General features: G+C 39.8%; 11 protein-coding genes. All 11 read left to right on the top strand.

Annotated elements, in window-relative coordinates; all coding sequences use genetic code 11:
• Positions 1-46: 46 nt before the first annotated feature.
• Positions 47-1348 (top strand): acetylxylan esterase, encoded by a 1302-nt coding sequence (locus F565_RS0100490; RefSeq protein ID WP_026299795.1) that lies wholly within the window; start codon positions 47-49, stop codon positions 1346-1348.
• 173 nt (positions 1349-1521) lie between these two features.
• A complete protein-coding gene (locus F565_RS0100485) occupies positions 1522-2844 on the top strand; it encodes a rhamnogalacturonidase (RefSeq protein ID WP_020211218.1) in 1323 nt (440 codons plus the stop codon).
• A gap of 54 nt (positions 2845-2898) precedes the next feature.
• A complete protein-coding gene (locus tag F565_RS0100480; protein ID WP_020211217.1) occupies positions 2899-5028 on the top strand; it encodes a hypothetical protein in 2130 nt (709 codons plus the stop codon).
• A gap of 34 nt (positions 5029-5062) precedes the next feature.
• Positions 5063-6220: a glycoside hydrolase family 88/105 protein gene (locus tag F565_RS0100475; protein ID WP_020211216.1), complete on the top strand. Its 1158-nt coding sequence runs from the start codon at positions 5063-5065 to the stop codon at positions 6218-6220.
• Between the two features lie 11 nt (positions 6221-6231).
• Positions 6232-7908 (top strand): glycoside hydrolase family 28 protein, encoded by a 1677-nt coding sequence (locus F565_RS0100470; protein WP_035642327.1) that lies wholly within the window; start codon positions 6232-6234, stop codon positions 7906-7908.
• 6 nt (positions 7909-7914) lie between these two features.
• A complete protein-coding gene (locus tag F565_RS0100465) occupies positions 7915-9492 on the top strand; it encodes a rhamnogalacturonidase (RefSeq protein ID WP_020211214.1) in 1578 nt (525 codons plus the stop codon).
• A gap of 33 nt (positions 9493-9525) precedes the next feature.
• Positions 9526-11610 (top strand): beta-galactosidase, encoded by a 2085-nt coding sequence (locus tag F565_RS0100460; RefSeq protein ID WP_020211213.1) that lies wholly within the window; start codon positions 9526-9528, stop codon positions 11608-11610.
• A gap of 168 nt (positions 11611-11778) precedes the next feature.
• Positions 11779-14628, top strand: coding sequence for a glycoside hydrolase family 2 protein (locus F565_RS0100455; RefSeq protein ID WP_020211212.1), 2850 nt, complete (start codon positions 11779-11781; stop codon positions 14626-14628).
• Between the two features lie 52 nt (positions 14629-14680).
• On the top strand, positions 14681-16045 hold the full coding sequence (locus tag F565_RS0100450; protein WP_020211211.1) for a glycoside hydrolase family 88/105 protein: 1365 nt from the start codon (positions 14681-14683) through the stop codon (positions 16043-16045).
• A gap of 43 nt (positions 16046-16088) precedes the next feature.
• Positions 16089-17423 carry a rhamnogalacturonan acetylesterase gene (locus F565_RS0100445; protein ID WP_020211210.1) on the top strand — a complete coding sequence of 445 codons (1335 nt, stop codon included), beginning with the start codon at positions 16089-16091 and terminating at the stop codon, positions 17421-17423.
• 28 nt (positions 17424-17451) lie between these two features.
• Positions 17452-20238 carry a glycosyl hydrolase gene (locus tag F565_RS0100440; RefSeq protein ID WP_020211209.1) on the top strand — a complete coding sequence of 929 codons (2787 nt, stop codon included), beginning with the start codon at positions 17452-17454 and terminating at the stop codon, positions 20236-20238.

The raw sequence follows: 20238 nt of genomic DNA, 5'->3' as shown, positions 1-20238 counted from the left end.
GAACGATCTTAAATTTTAATACTAATATACAGGTAAATAAGATTTTATGAATAAAATTATACTGTTATGCATTTTGCAGTTTAGCACTTATACCATGCAATCTCAAAACGAACCCTATCATAGCGATGTAGAATGGGTAACTAATCCCAGCCATAATAACTGGCTTTATAAAGTAAATGAGCAGGCTAAAATAACTATAGAATTATACCTGTATGGTGTTTTGCAAAAAGATATTGAAATAAGCTACAGCATAGGCCCTGAACTAATGAAAGCCGAAAGAGAAGGCAAGGTTAAATTAGCAAACGGTAAAGCAGAGCTTACCGTGGGAACATTAAAAAAACCGGGATTTTTAGATTGCAGGTTTAAGGCAGAAATTAATGATAAAACATATTCGCACCACATTAAAGTTGGGTTTGAGCCCGAGAAATTAAAGCCTTACACTCAGTTTCCAACTGATTTTACTTCATTTTGGGATAAAGCCAAAGCAGAAGCCGCACTATGCCCGATAAAAATAGAAAAAATATTAGCACCAGAGTACTGCACCGACAAAGTAGATTGCTACCTTGTTAAAATCCAGGCGTATAAAGAAGGCTACAATGTATATGGCTATTTAACCCTGCCCAAAAAAGAGGGTAAATATCCGGTGGTATTTTCACCTCCCGGTGCAGGCATAAAACCTATGGACCCTTTAACGCATACTTTTTATGCCGAAAATGGCGTGATACGTTTTGATATGGAAATTCACGGCATACGGCCAGACCTTGATGCTAAAACGTATAAAGAAATCAGCAGGTCATTTGGCGGAGGAGATAACAGTTACCTCATAAATGGTATTGAAGATAAGGATAGGTATTACATGAAAAAAGTATATCTGTCCTGCATTCGAGCCATAGATTATCTTACTACATTGCCACAATGGGACGGTAAAAATTTAATTGCGCAGGGTACAAGCCAGGGTGGCGCATTAGTATTAGTAACTACAGCATTAGATAACAGGATTACTGCCTGTGCCGCTACACACCCTGCACTTTGCGATATGGCAGGATATCTTGACAACAGGGCAGGGGGCTACCCACACCTTTTTACTGAATATAAAAATATGGATAAACCCGAAATTATTAAAACATTACAGTATTTTGATGCTGTAAATTTTGCTAAGCTCATTAAGGTACCTGTGTTTATGACTTTTGGTTATAACGATAATGTTTGCCCGCCCACTACAAGCTACATTACGTATAATGTTATCAAATCCGAAAAAAAATCTCTTATTACACCCGTTACTGAGCATTGGGTATCAGACAACACAAGGAGAGTAATATTAGACTGGATAAAAACACAGCTTAAATAAATATACATATTGGTAAATAAGTCCTCACACGATGTAGCTTATTCAGTTATTAAATATATTGTATTTAAAATCAAATAAAATTGTTACTAATTTAATTTTTTCAGGATAAGGCAGGATACAGTTTGTTTTCTTAAAGGATAAATTTACAACTTATAGTTATAATAACCCTTATTATGAAATACATCTGTAAACGATTTTTTATTAAAATTTTGTTTCTGCTATTTATAATTCCAACTACCGTTTTCTCACAGGATAAATTTCCAGATGGGACACGAATACCCGACTGGTTTAAAAAAAGTGAACCAACTAATATTAATAAACTTGGCAGGCAATATAAAATAACAGATTACTCTGTAGGTAATGACAGTACACTTGTACAAACACAAAACATACAGGCTGTAATAGACAAAGCTGCACAGTCTGGTGGCGGGGTTATTATTGTTCCTAAAGGTACTTATCTTACGGGCTCACTTTTTTTTAAACAGGGTACACATTTATATGTAGAGCAGGGTGGCGTGCTTAAGGGCAGTGACGATATTAGCGATTTTCCTGTTGTAATGACCCGCATAGAAGGCCAGTCGGTTAAGTATTTCCCGGCACTTGTAAATGCCGATGGTGTAGATGGTTTTACCATATCGGGCAAAGGAACCATAAACGGTAACGGTTTAAGGTACTGGAAAGCCTTTTGGCTGCGCCGCGACTGGAATCCTAAATGCACTAATATGGATGAGATGCGTCCACGCCTTATATTTATATCAAACAGTAAAAATGTACAGGTTTCCGGCTTGCATTTAAAAGACTCCCCTTTCTGGACTACCCATTACTATAAGTGTGAAAATGTAAAGCTGCTTAACCTGCGCATTACATCGCCTAAAACACCTGTAAAGGCGCCAAGTACTGATGCTATAGATTTAGACGCCTGTAAAAATGTATTGGTAAAAAACTGCTACATGTCGGTAAATGATGATGCCATTGCACTAAAAGGCGGTAAGGGCCCATTTGCAGATAAAGACGAAACCAATGGCGAGAACCGAAATATAATAATTGAAGATAATGAGTATGGCTTTTGCCACAGCGCGCTAACGTGTGGCAGCGAATCTGTACATAACTACAATATAATATTCAGGCGATGCAAATTACACGAAGCACAAAAAACACTTCATTTAAAAATGCGCCCCGATACCCCGCAGCTTTATGAGTATATTCTTGTTGAAGACCTTAGTGGCGATGCCGGAAGTTTAATAAGCATTGCGCCGTGGAAACAGTTTTTTGATTTAAAAGGCAGAACAGAGCCGTTAATGTCTTATGCTCAAAACATAACCATGAAAAATATTAAACTGGAATGCAGGCAGGGTTTTGATATAACTGAATCTGACAAATACCAGCTTAAGGATTTCGTTTTTGATAACATTACTTTAAAAACAGATAAGGGCCTGCAGGACAATACAAAGAGTATTAAAAATGTAATCCTTAAAAATGTAACAATCAACCCATAGCACTACAAAGATAATCAGTTTTTATCTGACGTAAAATGCTATAAATACTATACTATGATTATTAAAAAATTAGTTTTAAGTCTGTTGGCTCTATTCTCATTATCATGCGCTGCGCAAAAGGCAAAGATAGACAGGCATGCGCTCGTAGAGAGAAACAGCCCGCATGTAAAACAGGTTGATAAATTATCGTCGCTATCTGTAGGGAACGGCAATTTTGCATATACGGTTGACGCTACCGGATTACAGACATTTCCTGATGTGTACAGCACTGGTGTACCACTGGGCACCCAGTCGCAATGGGGCTGGCATAGTTTTCCTAATACAGAAAATTTTAAACCTGAAGAAGCACTTAAAAATTACAATTTCAGGGGGTGGGAAGAGCCATATTCCGTTCAGATAAAAGAGCCGGGCAGGCAGCATGATGCTTCCGAATATTTAAGGGCAAACGAACACAGACTGCATTTAGGATATATTGGTCTCGAAATGTCTAAGAAAGACGGCGCTGCTGTAAAACCGGAAGACATTACTAACATTGACCAGAAGCTTGACCTATGGAACGGTTTTATAGAGAGTAACTACAGTCTTGAGGGTACAAAGATTACTGCTAAAACCGCTGTAAGTGCCTATAAAGACCAGCTGGCAGTTACGCTTAAATCGGCTTTGTTGGGCAAAAAGCAAATAAAGGTAAATTTCCGTTTTCCATACCCGTCAGGCAAACATACCGATGATGCTACCGACTGGTCGTCGCCATTAAAGCATAAAACCGAAATAGTATCTCAGGATGAACATTCATTTGTTCTTAAGAGAACTCTTGATACTACTGTATATTATGTGTCTGTAAGGTACGAAGGCAAAGCCGTTTTATCTCAAAAAGAACCACACTATTTTATAGTAACCCCGCAGGGAAATGAATTTTCTTTTGTGTGTGAGTTTACACAAAATAAGCCTGCTAAATTATCAGAAAATGTAAATAAAGTATACGCGATTTCTTCGGCATACTGGAATGATTTCTGGCAAAAAGGTGCGGCTGTAGATTTTTCTAAATGTACAGATGTAAGGGCAAAAGAGTTAGAGCGCCGTGTTATCCTGTCGCAATATTTAATGGCCATACAGTCGGCAGGAAAATATCCCCCGCAGGAAACCGGGCTTACCTATAACAGTTGGTTTGGTAAATTTCACTTAGAAATGCACTGGTGGCACGCTGCGCATTTTGCATTATGGAACCGCACCGATTTACTGGAACGCAGTATGGACTGGTATGCCAAGGCTTATCCTGTAGCTAAGCAAATTGCCGAAAGACAAAAGTTTAAAGGCATTCGATGGATGAAAATGACCGATCCTACCGCGCAGGAAGCACCGTCCGGGGTAGGGTCGTTCCTTATCTGGCAACAGCCGCATTTCATTTACATGTCAGAACTTATATACAGGAACAACCCTGATAAAAAAGTATTGGAAAAATATAATCTCCTTGTGCAGGAAACTGCAGAATTCATGGCATCTTTTGCAACCTACGACCAAGCTAAAAACCGCTATGTTTTAAAAGGTATTATTGCCGCACAGGAAACACTGAGGGCTTCGGAAACGGTAAACCCGCCCTTTGAGCTTTCTTACTGGCACTACGCCATGCAGGTGGCACAAAAATGGAGGGAACGTATGGGGCAAAAACGCAAACCGGAATGGGACGACCTAATTGCTAAACTGTCGCCGCTTACAGCCAAAGACGGTTTATACCTTGCATCTGAAGATGCTGTAAATACTTATACCGATGTACGCTTTACATCAGATCATCCTGCTGTACTTGGAGCGGTGGGCATCCTGCCACAAAGCAGGCTTGTAAAGCCGGAAATAATGAAAAATACCTTCGACTGGATTTGGGATAAATGGAACTGGGATGAAACCTGGGGTTGGGATTACCCCATGGCAGCCATGAGCGCGGCACGCCTTGGCGAGCCCGATAAAGCTGTAGAGGCATTATTAATGGATAAACGCACAAACACGTATTTAATTAATGGGCATAACTATCAGGACGACAGGCTTCGGGTATATCTACCTGGTAATGGCGGCCTGCTTGCCGCTGTAGGTATGATGTGTGCCGGCTGGGACGGCAATGAGGTTGCAAACCCCGGCTTTCCTAAAGATGGTACATGGAATGTGGTTTGGGAGGGTATGAAGCCAATGCCTTAGTTTAATTTATGGTTCAATAATCAGAATAAAAAAGATGAAAAAATACATTATAATAGTACTCTTATTTCTTCTTGGAACACCGGCGGTAAAAGCCCAGCAGACCGCGAAATTGTTTGCCGACTCTGAAATGAAACGCTTTCCCGAAGCCTGGCAGCTGGACTATGGCAAGCGTTTGTATTTTGGTTATTCCCAGGGGTTGGGTTGCCTTGCGATGCTAAAGGTGTGGAAAGCTACTAATGACCGTAAATACCTTGACTATGTTGTTAAGTGGGCAGATACTGTTATAAATAATAAGGGTGAAATTTACCTGTATGAGGTAGAAACCTATAACATAGACTATGTTAACTCCGGAAAGGTTCTTTTTGATGTTTATAAAGAAACCGGTAATGAAAAGTATAAACTTGCAATGGAGAGGCTCGTTAAACAAATGAAAAATCAGCCACGTACGCATGAGGGCGTTTTTTGGCATAAACTTATTTACCAGCACCAAATATGGCTTGACGGTTTATATATGGGTTCGCCTTTTCTTGCGCAGTATGCGGTTACTTTTAATAAACCGGAAATGACAGATGATGTTATTAACCAGTTTCTTGTGTGTGCAAAACATACGTATGATGCCAAAACAGGTTTGTATTACCATGCGTGGGATGAGAGCAAAAATCAAAAGTGGGCAAATCCGGTTACCGGGCAGTCGCCTAATTTTTGGGGAAGGAGCATAGGCTGGTGGTATATGGCGCTTGTAGATACACTGGATTATATACCGCAGGATCATCCTAAACGTCCTGAACTGATACGTATTATTAAAGAATTATCTGAAGCATTAACGCACTACCAGGATAAAACAGGTTTATGGTATCAGGTAGTAGATAAAGGTATGCAACAGGGCAATTACCTCGAAGCCTCGGCATCTTCTATGTTTATGTATGGTTATGCCAAGGCAGTAAATAAAGGATATATAGATGCCAAATATAAAAAGGTTGCTGAAAAAGCATACGACGGGCTTATGAAAAACCTGATATTAAAGAATGCAGATGGTACTTTAACACTTACTAAATGCTGTGCTGTAGCCGGGTTAGGAGGTACTCCTTACCGCGACGGGAGTTTTGAATACTATGTGAACGAACGCATTAGGGATAATGATGCAAAAGCAACAGGTCCGTTTATTATGGGATGTTTAGAATTAGGAAAATAAAAAAAATAAAGATGAAAAGAGCAATCTTACTGTTAACCGTTATTACCACTTTATGTAGTTTTTCTGTATCTGCACAAAAAAGCGACTACGAATATCTATATAAAAACCTGCCTTTTAAAATGCCGGTTATATCGGCTCCGGTATTCCCTGATAACGAAGTTTCAATAAAAGATTTCGGTGGTACAGGCGATGGGGTTACACTAAATACCCAGGCATTTGTTAAAGCAATGGAAGCACTTACAGCTAAAGGTGGCGGCAAATTAATTGTGCCTGCGGGGGTTTGGTTTACCGGACCTATAGTGCTTAAAAGTAACATTAACCTGCACCTGGAAGACAGGGCCATTATCCTTTTTTCGCCGGATAAAAACCTGTATCCTATTATAGAAACCTCTTTTGAAGGATTAGATACCCGCCGCTGCCAGTCGCCAATATGGGCTAAAGGGCAAACAAATATTGCTATAACAGGCAAAGGTGCAATAGATGGTAACGGTCAGTACTGGAGGGCATTAAAAAAAGATAAGGTAACCGACAGGCAGTGGAAAGAGGCAACATCTAAAGGAGGTGTATTTAAACGCAAGGATTACTGGGTACCATCGGCACAATTTTTACATGGCGATACCATAAGTGATATGAACATTCCTAAAAATTTAAAAACTGATGCAGAATGGGAGTCTATACGTGATTTTTTGCGGCCAGTAATGGTTAGCATTCAGAATTGTAAAAATGTTTTATTGCAGGGAGTCATCTTTCAGAACTCGCCGGCATGGAACCTGCATCCGTTAATGTGCGAAAATATTATTATAGACGGCATACAGGCACGTAACCCGCCATATTCTCAAAATGGCGATGCGCTCGATCTTGAATCGTGTAAAAACGCCCTTATCATCAACAGTACTTTTGATGCCGGAGATGATGGCATCTGCATTAAATCTGGTAAAGACGAAGACGGCTGGAAACGCAACTTTCCCTGTGAAAATGTAATTGTAAATAACTGTACCGTTTTTAGGGGGCACGGAGGTTTTGTTGTGGGCAGCGAAATGTCGGGCGGTGTAAGAAATATATCAGTAACAAATTGCCAGTTTTTAGGAACAGATGTGGGGCTGCGTTTTAAAAGTAAACGCGGCAGGGGAGGCGTTGTAGAAAATATTTATATATCTAATATTAGTATGTTTGATATATCTACAGAGCCGCTGCTTTTTGATTTGTATTATGGTGGTAAATCGGCTGTAGAAACATCCGATGAAGGTATCCAAACGCCTAAAGTAGCAGTATTGCCGGCGGTAGATAAAACAACGCCTGTTTTTAAAAATATCTATATAAAGGATGTGGTGTGCAGCGGCGCAAAAAGGGCAATGTTCTTTAATGGCCTGCCCGAAAAAAATATTGAGAACATTAATATAGAAAACATCACGGTGCATGCCGATAAAGGTGGAGAAATTGTAGAATCTGAAAATATAAAGCTTAAAAATATAAAGATCACTACAGAACAGGGCCCTGCACTGATACTTAAAAATGTAAAAAACGTAGACGTAGATGGTTTTACAGGAAACGAAAATCAGGTAACTGTTTACGATATCTCGGGCGCTAATTCAAAAAATATAGCTATTAAGTCACCATACGGTAAAGAAAAATTAAAAACAGGTAAAGAGGTTAAGAACACTGTAGTTAAGTTATCTAAAGTAAATTAATAGTTTATGAATAAAGCCATTACGTACCTGATTATCTTGCTAAACAGTATTATTTGTAGTGGCTCTCCAATCCAAAAAACCCAGCCGGTAATTAAAAACAAAGCTAACGGCGAGCATGTTTTTAATGTAAAAGATTTTGGTGCCCTTGGTGATGGATTACATTTAGATAGCGATGCCATAAATAAAACTATCGATGCTGCTTTTAAGTCGGGAGGTGGAACTGTTTATTTTCCTGCGGGTAACTACCTTAGTTTCTCCATCCGTTTAAAAAGTAATATTTCATTATACCTAAGTGCAGGTTCAACCATAATTGCCGCCAATATGGAAGAACATCACGGTAAATATGATGATCCTGAACCTAACATTTGGGGCGACTCATTGCAGTATCAGGATTTTGGGCACAGCCATTTTCGCAACAGCCTCATCTGGGGCGAAGATCTTGATAATGTTTCTATATTAGGTCCCGGATTAATTCATGGTAAAGGGCTGCAAAAATGGGGTAAAACCACTCCCGGTCTTGGCAATAAATCCATAGCACTAAAAAAATGCCGCAATGTAATACTCCGTGATTTTACGGTACTGCACGGTGGGCATTTTGCTATTTTGGCAACGGGTGTAGATAATATGGCTATCAACAATCTTAAAATTGATACCAACCGCGATGCTATAGATATAGACTGTTGCAGACATGTAAAAATTTCTGACTGTTCCCTAAATTCCCCAAACGATGATGCGCTGGTACTTAAAGCATCTTACGCTTTAGGCTATGCAGCACCTACCGAAAATATTACCATTACTAACTGCGCCGTTTATGGTTATGATGAAGGCACTTTTCTTGATGGTACTTATAAGACCACTCAAAAAGCCGCCCCTGATAAAGGCGTGGTTACAGGCCGTATAAAACTGGGTACCGAATCTAATGGTGCTTTTAGAAACATCACAATTTCAAACTGTACATTTCAGCATTGCCGCGGCCTTGCTTTAGAAACTGTAGATGGTTCAGTGTTGGAAAATATAACAGTTACTAACATTGTAATGGATAATATTTTAAATGCCCCTTTCTTTTTTAGGCTTGGCAGGCGTATGCGCGGCCCTGCCGAAATGGCGGTGGGCAGCCTTAAGCATGTACTTATAGATAATGTTATTATTACGGCTTCAAATCCGCAGTACGGCTCTATGCTTATGGGCATACCCGGGCATGATGTAGAAGATATTGTTTTCTCTAATATTATGATAAAAATTAAAGGAGGAGCCACAAAGCAACAGGGAGCAGTTATAGTGCCGGAAAATGAAACATCTTATCCCGACCCTCAGGAATTTGGCAAAATTCCTGCTTACGGATTTTACATTCGCCATGCGCGCAATATAACAATGCACCATATAACCCTTGAATTTGAAAATCCCGATTACCGTCCTGCATTTATTCTTGAGGATGTTAAGGGCGCAGATTTTTCAGATATTAAAGTACAAATCATGCCCGGTGTTCCAATATTTGATTTAAAGGACGTTAGTAATTTTAGCATTCACAGAATAAATAATTTAAAAGATAAGACTATAAAAGCTGTAAAAAGCTTAAAATTGTAATCCGGTTTATTCTTACAATTACAAATTTATACCATGATAAAAAAAATACTTAGTGCCGCATTCTTAGCAGGAATTATGTTAAGTGCAACGGCTCAAAATAAGCAGGCACCATTTTTTCCTGATAAAGACCTTACCACGGTTGGGGCATATTATTACCCTGAACATTGGGATGAATCGCAATGGGATCGTGATTTAAAAAAAATGGCCGATATGGGTTTTGAATTTACCCACTTTGCCGAATTTGCCTGGGCACAACTGGAACCCGAAGAAGGCCGCTACGATTTTGCATGGCTGGACCGTGCGGTTGCACTTGCCGCTAAGTACAAGCTTAAGGTAATTATGTGTACCTCTACTGCGACACCACCCGTATGGTTAAGCCGTAAGCATCCTGAAATATTAAAAAAGAGGGAAGATGGCACGTATGAAGACCATGGATCAAGGCAGCATGCTTCTTTTTCGAGTGAATTTTATCGTACCTATTCTATGAAAATGATTGCCGAACTGGCAAAACATTATGGCAAAGACAGCCGTATTATGGGCTGGCAGCTTGATAACGAACCGGGATCTAACGTTGATTATGGCGATGATGCCCAAAAGCGTTTTCGTGTTTGGCTAAGAGAAAGATATAAAACAGTTGATGCACTTAATAAAGCGTGGGGCACAAATTTTTGGAGCGGTACATATACCGATTTTAACCAGATAAATATACCGCAGCACAGCCAGTGGGGTATGAATTTATACCAGTGCCTGGACCACAGCCGATTTTGTGATTACGAAACGGCTAATTTTTTAGACCTGCAGGCAAAAACGCTTAAAAAAAATACCGATCCTAAACAATGGATAACATCTAACTATATACCTAATTATCAGTCGCGTTACATAGGCAATAGTAAAGAACTTGATTTTATTACTTATACGCGTTATATGGTATACGGCGAGCATGATGGTACCGGCTTAAAAGGTTATCGTGTAGGCGATTACTCGCGTATAGCCATGGCAAATGATTATTTTAGGCCATTATCGCCACTTTATGGGGTAATGGAACTACAACCGGGGCAGGTAAACTGGGGAACAATTAATTCTCAGCCACTTCCTGGTGCAGTAAACCTGTGGCTATGGCATGTGTTTGCAGGTGGTAGTAAATTTACGTGTACCTACCGTTTTCGTGCGCCTATTTATGGTTTTGAGCAGTACCATGCAGGTATTTTAGGTACAGATGGTGTTACGCCCACATCTGGAGGGTTAGAGTTTGAGCAGTTTATTAAAGATGTTAAGGTGTTACGGAAAAATATTGGGACTGGTAAAGCACCAACCGACTACACAAAACGCAAAACAGCTATTTTGTATGATCCGGATAATACCGTAGCTATTAACCAGAATAAACAAACCACACTTTGGAATACCGAAGCACATGTATTAAAATATTATAAACCCCTTAAAGGTTTTGGTGCTCCTGTTGATTTTATTCGCGATAGTGCCAATTTTTCACAATATCCGGTAATTGTAGTTCCTGCATACCAGCAAATGAGCCAAAAGCTTATTGCCAAATTAACCAGCTATGCCAAAGCAGGGGGCAACCTTGTACTTAGCAGCAGGACAGGCCACCAGGATGAGCAGGGCCACCTGTGGCAGACACGCCATGCAGCGCCCATATACCCACTTATTGGTGCCGAAATTGAATTTTATGATTTACTTAAACCTCATGCTCCTGACAATGTGGTTTTGGAAAACAAGAGTTTTTCATGGACCAGTTGGGGAGATGTTCTTAAGCCAACAGGAGCAACCGAAACCTGGGGCACCTATGCGGGAGATTTTTATGCAGGTAAGGCAGCCGTTACCTTTACTAAATTAGGAAAAGGAACTGTAACTTATGTTGGTGCAGACAGTAACACCGGAAATTTAGAGCAGGCGGTGCTTACAAAACTTTATAAAAAGCTGGGTATTGCTATAGAAAACTACCCTGTGGGTGTAACTGTAGAATATCGTGACGGTTTTGGTATTGCCATGAATTATTCTGATAAGCCTTATGAAATGAACCTGCCTAAAGATGCCGAAATTTTAGTTGGCAAAAAAACTATTGCTACGGCGGGAGTATTAGTTTGGAAATTAAAAAAGTAACTTTTTAATTTATACTGCGTGCAGCATATATCTTAACCGGAAATTAAATTTATAGGAATAATATTAAGTGTCATGGGCTATTATACAGGATAGGTCATGACACTTCTTTACTTTAAAGGTATTAGATTAGCATTTTAAATTTATTTTTTTTTATAAAGCTTCAATTGTATGCGTAATTTTTTGCTTCTTATTTTTATTATTACCCTTAGCTTATCTGTTCACGGACAAACTAAACAGATACAATATCTTTCCGGGACTGATAATGAAAATACTGTTGCCTGGGATTTTTGGGTAACTGGCGGGAGAAAAGCAGGAAAATGGTCTACTATACAGGTACCAAGCCACTGGGAGCAACAGGGATTTGGTGCTTACAATTACGGGAGAGATTATGTAACACACGGAAAGAACTTTACATTTCATGATGAAAAAGGTATTTACCGACACACTTTTACAATACCTGAGTCATGGAAAGGGAAAAAAATAACCATTGTATTTGAAGGCTCTATGACAGATACCGAGGTTAAGGTAAACGGCCAGTTGGCAGGCGCTGTACACCAGGGATCTTTTTATAGGTTTAAATATGATATTACAAATAAAATTCAGTTTGGTAAAGAAAATAAGCTCGAAGTTACCGTTTCTAAAATGTCGGCAGATGCTTCTGTAAACAATGCAGAGCGATTGGCAGATTACTGGATATTTGGCGGGATTTTCAGGCCTGTGTACCTTGAGGCTACACCACAGGACCATATTACCTGGATGGCTATAGATGCTAAAGCCAATGGTAACTTTAAAAGCAATGTTTATTTGGAAGGCATTAAACAGCAATCTGAATTATTGGTTGAATTAAAAGATAAAGATGATAAAATAGTTGGTTCTGCTACAGTTGCAGTAAAAGCGGGCGATACCCTTAGTAAAGTAAGTGTTGATGTAAAGAAGCCATTGTTGTGGACTGCCGAAACTCCCAACCTGTATACAGTTTATTATACGCTGAAGAAGGGAACTCAGGTTGCATATAAAACTAAAGACCGCTTTGGTTTCAGGACTATAGAAGTTCGTAAAGGCGATGGTATCTATGTTAATGGTACCAAGGTAAAAATGAAAGGCGTTAACCGCCATGTGTGGTGGCCGGAAACAGGGAGGACCATCAACCCTAAAATAGATTTGATGGACGTTGAGATCATTAAGGGCATGAACATGAATGCCGTAAGATGCTCGCATTATCCTCCAGACAAAGCATTTTTACAGTATTGCGATTCGCTGGGGTTGTATGTTTTAGATGAGCTTGCCGGATGGCAAAAAGCGTATAGTACTAAAGCCGGAAAACCTTTAGTAAAGGAAATGGTTATTCGCGACAGCAACCATCCATCAATCATTATTTGGAGCAATGGTAACGAAGGAGGCCATAACTTTGATCTTGATGATGAGTATTCTAAATACGATCTCTCTGCGCGTCCTGTAATTCATGCCCACCATAAACCCGGTAATGATTTTAGGGGTATAGACTGTAACCACTATGAAAACTATTACAGCAGTAAAAAAATTCTTGAGGGCGAAAATATTTATATGGTTACCGAGTTTTTACACGCCCAGGATGATGGTGGCGGGGCGGCTTCCCTGTCTGACTTTTGGGAACTTCACTGGAATTCTAAAAAGGGTGCGGGTGGCTTTATATGGGCACTGCTTGATGAAGGACTTGTGCGCACAGATTATAACAACCGTATAGATACTGATGGTATTAACGCTCCTGATGGTATATTAGGGCCACACCGCGAAAAGGAAGGCAGTTATAATGCTATAAAAGAAATATACAGTCCGGTTAAAATAAGCCTTAAAACCCTTCCTGATAATTTTACGGGCACAATACCCGTAGAAAACCGTTACCATTTTACAAACACAAACCAATGTGTTTTTAACTGGGAACTGGTTACATTTCCTAAACCGGGCGAGAGCATTTTAGGTTATACAGTAGTTACAGGCGGTACAGCAAAATCGCCTAATATTAAACCAACGCTAAAGGGAGATTTAAAAATAGATCTTCCTAAAAACTGGAAAGATAATGATGCTTTACAGCTTCGTGTTACAGATGCCTTTGGTAAAGAGTTGTACACATGGACCTGGAAAATAAAATCTAATAAGCAGGTTGCTGATGCATTACTAAAAACTCCCGAAAAAGCAGCAGAGGTTACTGTGAATGAAACTGATGCTGTTATAGAGCTTAACGCTAATACTAAAGTGATAACTATTAATAAAAAAGACGGATTGCTGGCATCTGTAATGTCAGAGAAAGGTAAAAAAATGTCGTTTGCAAATGGTCCAGTATTAGTTTCGGGTTCGGGCGCGCTACAAAATATTAAAGCATATAAAGAGGGTAATGCACAGGTAGTGGAATGTAACTATTCCGGAGATATGAAAAAAGTGCTTTGGAAGCTTAGGCCTAACGGGTGGCTGGAAGTATCTTACGAATTTCAGGCAGATGGAGACTTTACGTTTTCCGGTGTGAGTTTTAGTTATCCGGAAAATAATGTGTTCTCGGCAAAATGGCTGGGCAAAGGCCCGTACAGAGTTTGGAAAAACCGTATGGAAGGCGTAACCCATAATGTATGGGGCAATATAATTAATACAATACAAACGGGTTACTCATGGGGATATCCTGAATTTAAGGGATATTATGCCGATGTATCCTGGATAGAACTTGACACTGCTGAAGGCAAATTGTTGGTAGGCACAGAGCAGGAAAACCTCTTCGTGCGCCTGTTCGATTTTTATGGCTTATCGGGGCCGGTACCGCAACCGGTATTGCCCAAAGGGGATATTTCATTTTTAGAATGCATCCCTCCAATAGGCGGCAAGCTGGCATTTAACCTTAATAACGATACAGCCTCTCTTGGCCCGCTCGGAGAGCCTAATAAACTGCAGGGAACAAAAAAGAGGACACTGTACTTTTATTTTGGCACACCCGAAGGCGACTCTAAAAACACTCAGTTTGTAATGCCTAAGGAAAACATACTTACAGATTAATCTTATTTACTATAGAACAAGTCATTAACTAATGGTTACACATTAATATATTATGCAAAAAAAATACTATATATTACCATTATTGTGTGCTTTTACCTTACAGGCATCGGCACAATACACAGAGAAAAACGGTAACGATGTTACTACACCGCTACATTTGTTAAAACCGGATTATCCTATGCCTTATACACCTCCTAAAGTGCAGGACGTAAAGGTAATCCTGGACCGTATTTTTACTTATCTTGATGAGGGTACTCCTGCAGAAATGATTCTTAAAAAAGAGGGCACTGTATATACAAACACAAAAAAAATAGACAATACCGTTACTGTAAAACAAGGTACTTACCGCTTAACGAGCTATGAGTGGGGAGTTACTTACGGGGCTATGCTGTCTGTTGCTAAAAGCACAGGAGACAAGCGTTATTCAGACTATGTTCGCAAACGATTTAGCTTTTTAGGTACGTGGTTGCCGGTCATAAAAAAATCCGTAGATAACGGAAGTTTAACCGGTAAAGATTATCCCTTTAGGCATTGTTTAGAGCCAAAAGCGCTGGATGATTGTGGGGCTATATGTACCGCAATGATAAAAGCCATTAAAACAAGCAATGCAGATGAGGCAGGATTGAAACCAACCTTAGATGTTTTTGCCGATTTTATTACAAATAAAGAACACCGCCTTAGCGATGGCACATTGTCAAGGATACGCCCTTTAGATAAAGCACTATGGCTGGATGATATGTATATGGGCATACCGGCACTGGCACAATTAAGTATGCTTACAGGTAAGGAAGCTTACCTTAATGATGCTGTAAAACAGTTTAAACAGTTTGTTCCCCGCATGTTTAATACCCAAAAAGGCATTTATATGCATGGTTGGATTGAGGGGATGGAACCGCACCCGCAGTTTCATTGGGGAAGGGCAAATGGCTGGGCACTGCTAACAGCTGTAGAACTTCTTGATGTACTGCCTGCAAACCATCCTGACAGGCCATTTGTACTGGCACAGTTTCAGGCACATGTAAAAGGGCTTGCGGCTTACCAGTCGGGTACCGGGTTTTGGCATCAGTTGCTGGACAGGCAGGACTCTTATCTGGAAACTTCGGCAACTGCTATATATGCCTATTGTATAGCACACGGAATTAATAATGGCTGGCTCGATGCACAGGCTTATAGCCCTATGGCTGTTTTAGCGTGGAATGCCGTTAGCACAAAAGTTAATGCAAAAGGCGAAGTAGAAGGTACCTGCGTAGGTACGGGTATGGGTTTTGACCCTGCTTATTATTACTACCGCCCGGTTAACAATTATGCAGCGCACGGTTATGGCCCGGTATTAATGGCAGGGGCAGAGATAATAACGCTGGCAAATAATAGCGCTATTAAAATAAACGACAGCGCTATCCAGTATTACAAAAAATAGTAGTAGCGTAAAGTATCAGGTCTTTAAATAAATGTATTTATAAATGAAAAAGCAATTTTACATAGCGGTAGCATTTTTACTTTCTGCACTGTCTTATGCCCAGACAAATTCTTACAAGTTTGATTTTGGTACGGGGAAGGCTCAGAAGGGATACATTAAAATTACGCCTGATACTAAATACACTACGCAAGCAGATTACGGTTTTGTATCCGGATCTAAAGTAGAAGCAGTTGACAGAGGTACAGCAGGGTTAACGGGAAATTACATTACCGGTAAAGGGCCATTTTATTTTTCGGTCAAAGTGCCGGAAGGTAATTATGATGTTAAACTTATTTTGGGCGATGTAAAAGGGGCATCTGCCACCAGTATTCGTGCCGAGTGCCGCAGGCTAATGCTGCCACAAGTAACCACAAAACAGGGTGAGATAATCGAAAAAACATTTACGGTACACGTAAAGGATAGCCTATTAAGGGATGCCAATGGCGCTGTAGTTAGTAAAGTCCGAATTAAACCACGCGAAAAAAATTACCTGCATTGGGATAATGTATTAACTATTGAGTTTAATGACTCGTTGCCCAAAATATGTGCTATAGAAATTATACCTAACAAAATGGCGACAACCATTTTTCTTGCGGGAGATTCTACTGTGGTAGACCAACCGGAAGACCCTTATGCGTCATGGGGGCAAATGTTTCCGTCATTTTTAGTGCCGTCTAAAGTGGCTGTAGCCAATTATGCCGAGAGTGGCGAAACACTTAAGGCATTCGAAAATGAAAAAAGGTTTGAGAAGATATTTAGCCTTGCTAAGGCTGGTGACTACCTTTTTATAGAATTTACGCATAACGACCAAAAGCCGGGACCTAACCATCTTGATGCATTTACAACCTATAAGGAAACCGTAAAAAAATGGATAGCTGAAGCCAGGAACAGAAAAATGATTCCTGTTTTAGTAACATCTACCAACCGTCGAAAGTTTGATGCAGATGGCCATATAGAAAATACATTACTGGATTATCCTGAAGCATTGCGCCAGACAGCCAAAGAAGAAAATGTGGCTTTGATTGATTTGGCAGCTATGAGCAAAATATTTTATGAAGCATTGGGCGAGAAGGAATCGGTAAAGGCATTTGTACACTATCCTGCCAATACGTATCCTAATCAGGCCAAAGCGTTAGAGGATAATACCCATTTTAACCCTTATGGTGCATACGAACTTGCAAATTGTGTGGTAAGCAGTATACGCAGGCAAAATTTGCCCCTGGCAAAATTTATCAGAAAAGATGTAATTGATTATAATCCTGCCAACCCTACTCCTGTAGATAAATTTTACTGGCCACAAAGTGGTTTTGTAAGTTCTGTAAAGCCGGACGGAAATTAGTATTACATACAGAGGAAAATAAAATATAATGAGTTTAAGAACAACATTACTTGTAGCTACCGCCCTGAGTTTAACACTCGCTGTTAATGCACAGACAGAGTGGCCTGCCATTACCCAAACGACCAAACCATGGACAAGGTGGTGGTGGATGGGCAGCGCGGTAGATGAACAGGGAATTAAAAACCAGTTGCAGCAATTAGACAACGCAGGCTTTGGCGGTACTCAGGTTGTACCCATTTATGGTGCAATAGGTTATGAAGATAAGTATATTAATTATCTTACCCCACAGTGGATGAATATGCTTGATTATACAGTGGCTACTTCTAAAAATTTAAATATGGGGGTAGATATTTCTGTAGGTACCGGTTGGCCCATTGGTGGCCCACAGGTAACTACCGAAGATGCTGCTACAAAAATGATAATCCAAACGTATACTATAAAAGCAGGGGAAAAATTTAAAGACAAAATTGTAATAAATGACGAAAAGCAAAAGGGGATTCCCGAAGTTTTTTTGAGTGCTGTAACAGCTTATGATGATAGCGGGAAAGCAATTGTAATAACCGATAAGATAGTATCGGATGGTAGCTTAAACTGGATACCACCTACTGGGAACTGGCAGTTGTATGCCTTGTTTGTGTGCAAAACAGGTCAAAAGGTAAAACGTGCTGCGGCTGGTGGCGAAGGCTATACGTTAGACCATTTTTCATCTACAGCACTAAGCAACTACTTTAAAAAATTTGATGAAGCCTTTGGCAATTCAAATCATGGTGTGCGTTCTTTTTTTAACGACAGCTACGAAGTTTATGGTGCCAACTGGACACCTGATTTTTTTGATGAGTTTGAGAAAAGGAGAGGTTATGATTTAAGGCGCTACATTAAAGACCTTTCCAAACAATCTAATGATGAGCAGGCGGCAAGGATTAAAAGTGACTACAGGGAAACCATGAGTGCCCTGATGCTTGAAAATTTCACTACAAAATTTACAGAATGGGCACATAATAAAAAATCAATAAATACTAATCAGGCACACGGTTCGCCGGGCAATTTATTAGACCTGTATGCCGCGGTAGATATTCCGGAATCTGAAACTTTTGGCAGTACTACATTTCATGTTCCGGGATTACGAAGGGACAGTGCCGATGTACAAAGCGTGGAACCCGACCTTAATGTGCTTAAGTTTGCATCATCTGCGGCACACGTTACAGGTAAAAAGCTAACATCTAACGAAACATTTACTTGGCTTACAGAACATTTTAAAACGTCATGGAGCCAGTGTAAACCAGAGGTTGAACATGTTTTTTTAAGTGGAATTAACCATGTATTTTATCATGGTACTACTTACGCACCTGCCAATGTTCCTTTTCCCGGCTGGTTGTTCTACGCCTCTGTAAATTTTGTGCCTCAAAATAGCTTATGGCCACATTTAAAAGGGCTTAATGAATATATAACGCGTTGCCAAACTGTTTTGCAAAGTGGTGAGCCCGATAATGAAGTGCTTGCTTACTGGCCGGTTTATGACAGCTGGGCAAACCCTAAAGGTTTAGACATGGCTTTTGGCATACACCAGATAGACAACTGGCTGTGCCCAACCGATTTTTATACTAATGCTACGGTACTGCACGCCCAGGGATATTCTCTTGATTTTTCTTCAGATAAAATGCTGGCGGAGGCAAAGGTTATAAACGGTGAAATTAAAATTACCGATAAAGGGGCTGCTTATAAAGTGTTACTGGTTTCTAAAACTACTTACATGCCTGTTGCCACTTTACAAAATATTATACGATTGGCACAAAACGGTGCAACTATTGTATTACAACAACTGCCGGAAGATGTTCCTGGTTTTAATAATCTTGAAGCTAAGCGTAAACAGCTGAAGGAACTTATAGCTTCTGTTAGTTTTGTGCAAAAAAGTAACGGCATTAAGGAAGCTGTAACCGGTAAAGGAAAAATAATTATAGCCGAAAATCCCGCGCAGGGATTAGCGTATGCAAATATAGAGAGGGAAACACTTACCGATAACGGATTAAAATTTATAAAAAGGAAAATAGACGGTGGTAAGTATTATTACATAGTTAACCATACTCCTAATATAATTGATGGACCTGTTACATTAAATACTATCGCGGGCAGCGTAGCATTACTTGACCCTCAGACAGGCAAGACCGGCCTGGCAAATTTTACACCGCAAAAAAATGCTACAAATGTTAAGTTGCAATTAGAACCCGGCGAAGCTGTAATTGTTAAGTTACTGGATGCTTCAAAAGCATCGGGCAAAAAATGGAATTATATTGGTGAAAATCTTAAGCCTATAGCGTTAAGCAATAGTTGGAAGTTACACTTTAAAGATGGAGGGCCGGTTATTCCCGCAGACAGTACTATTGAAAGCACAATGCCATGGACAGATCTTAAGGATGATGTGGCAACACAGTCTTTCTCCGGTACAGGTATATATTCTACCACCTTTAAGCTGAATGGCAAAAAGGCAGATGATTATACTTTACATTTAGACAAATTATATGAGAGTGCAAGGGTTATAGTGAATGGTAAAGATGCGGGTATTATATGGAGCATTCCTTTTAAACTAAGTATAGGCAATTATCTTAAAAAGGGTGAAAACACTATAGAAATTGAGGTTTGTAACTTAATGGCAAACCGTATAAGGTATATGGACCAAAATAAAATAGAGTGGAGAAAATACCACGAAATAAATTTTGTAAATATTAAATATGAAAGTTTTGATGCTTCTAAGTGGGATGTAATGCCATCGGGATTAGGTGGAGTAATAACCATTGCACCCGTAAAATTTTCAAAATAA

It is taken from the genome of Flavobacterium rivuli WB 3.3-2 = DSM 21788, assembly GCF_000378485.1.
GTDB lineage: Bacteria > Bacteroidota > Bacteroidia > Flavobacteriales > Flavobacteriaceae > Flavobacterium > Flavobacterium rivuli.
Note: the sequence above shows the minus strand (reverse complement) of the source record. Positions and strands in the feature narration are given on the sequence as shown.